At 65.6% G+C, this 1,675-nt stretch carries 3 protein-coding genes; 1 reads left to right on the top strand and 2 read right to left on the bottom strand.

Translation table 11 applies throughout. The features are described 5' to 3' along the window. On the top strand, window positions 1–316 hold a 316-nt coding region (locus tag VZ95_RS18505), incomplete at its 5' end, for an energy transducer TonB (protein WP_156995404.1). A gap of 2 nt (window positions 317–318) precedes the next feature. Here VZ95_RS18505 and VZ95_RS18500 read toward each other — a convergent pair. Then, window positions 319–816 carry an RNA pyrophosphohydrolase gene (locus VZ95_RS18500; RefSeq protein WP_045777172.1) on the bottom strand — a complete coding sequence of 166 codons (498 nt, stop codon included), beginning with the start codon at window positions 814–816 and terminating at the stop codon, window positions 319–321. Then, window positions 813–1,675, bottom strand: an 863-nt coding sequence (locus VZ95_RS18495; protein WP_052711933.1) for a divergent polysaccharide deacetylase family protein, incomplete at its 5' end; no start/stop codon positions are given. The genes VZ95_RS18495 and VZ95_RS18500, both read right to left, overlap by 4 nt.

Genomic DNA, 1,675 nt, shown 5'->3' with positions numbered 1-1,675 from the left:
CGACCCTGGGCCGATCCTGAACCCGCCGCCCGCGCCCGTGCAAATCACCCGTCTTCGCGCGCGCGACCAGAAGCCACCAATCTACCCGGAGTTAGCGCGCCGCGATGAACTCGAAGGTACCGTGCGGTTAAAATTGATCGTGAGCCCCAGCGGGCAGGTGGAGGAGGCGGCTATCCTAAAAAGCTCCGGGCATCGCCTGCTCGATCAAGCCGCCCAAAACGCCGCGCGGCTTTGGCACCTCTATCCGGCTGAATTCAACGGAAACCCCGTCGCCGGGTGGGCGGAAGTGGAGATTCCGTTTCGCCTCACCGACTGAGCTTACGCCCCCGCCGCGATTCGGCGCAATTCAGAGGCAAATTCCGCCAGGATGGTTTCATAGAGCCCGCGTTTGAACGGCACGATGGCGGCAATCACCTCGTCCGGGCTGGCCCAGCGCCACTGCACGAATTCCTGCTCGTGAGCGTCCAGGCGAATATCGGCGTCCGTACCCTCGAAGCGCAGCAGATACCATTTTTGCATCTGCCCGGCGTATTTGCCTTTGAAGGCTTTCCCAGCCAGAAAATCCGGGAACTCGTAGCGCAGCCAATCGGCACTTTCCGCGACGATGTGGGCGGCGCTGGTGCCGATTTCCTCACCGAGTTCGCGCAAGGCGGCTTCGCGCGGATCCTCGCCCTCGTCGATCCCGCCTTGCGGCATTTGCCACGCGCCGGGGGTATCGTCGCGCTCGCCGACGAAGATCAGCCCAGCGTTATTGACCAGCATCAGCCCGACGCCGAGGCGGTAGCGCGCCCCATCAACCTCGCGCGTTGCTGTCATTTGCGGCCTACGTCCCGCTCGTCCTGGCGGCTGGCGATAGCGCTGACCGGGGCGAGGGCAAAGCCGCGCGGCTCCACCGTTTTGGCCCAATTGGCAATCGTTTGAATGGCAACCGGGCTAACCGGCACCAGCGCCAGCATCGAGCGTTGAACCGTGGAGGCTTTTTCGAGTTGGTGCAGGGTTGCGACCAGGGTTGCCGCCTCGTCCGCAATGCCGGGGGCGAAGGCGGCATTGGCGAAAGCCCACGGCACGGCGAAATCGCGCGACAGCCGCATCATCGCCGGATGGTCGCTGGCCTGATTATCCACATACATCAGTCCGCGTTCGCGCAACGCCTGAGCAATCGGGGCCATTGCCATCGCGCTGGCCCCGAAGGAGGGGCCGAACTGGGCAATCACCCCGATGGTGCCCTGTGCCCGCGCCAGTACCCAATCGAGCCGCGCCACATTATCGCTCCCCGAATAAGCGCCGATCAAGGTGGCGGGGCCGGGGTCGATGCGCGGGTAGTTTTCCGGCTCCAAGGCCAGATCGAGCAAAGCCTCGTGCCCGCGCTGGCGGGCTGCCGCCACCGCATTCGGCGTTTCGGCGGCATAGGGGCTGAAGCTTAGCGAAATTTGCGGCGGCAGGGTGGCAATCGCCCGTTCCGTCACGTCGCGGGCCAGGCCGAGGCCCGTCACGACCACCGAAAGGCGCGGCTTGCTGTCTGGGGCCTCGAACGGCGCGGCATAGACCTGCCAGGGCGCGCGCTTGCGGTCCGCTGACAGGCGCGGGATCGGCCCATAGGGGCTATCGCGCAGCAGGCCGGGTTCGACCGGTGCCAAAGGTTGACCGGGCACGAGCGGTGCCGGGATTAGGACCG

The sequence above is a fragment of the Elstera litoralis genome, from assembly GCF_000963705.1.
Classification (GTDB): Bacteria; Pseudomonadota; Alphaproteobacteria; order Elsterales; family Elsteraceae; genus Elstera; species Elstera litoralis.
The sequence above is the reverse complement of the archived record's forward strand: the minus strand, read 5'-3'. Positions and strand labels throughout refer to the sequence as shown.

Bases quoted from the DNA above. Each gene is read 5' to 3' on its own strand.
- VZ95_RS18500 (WP_045777172.1), bottom strand. From the start codon at position 816: ATGACAGCAACGCGCGAGGTTGATGGGGCGCGCTACCGCCTCGGCGTC.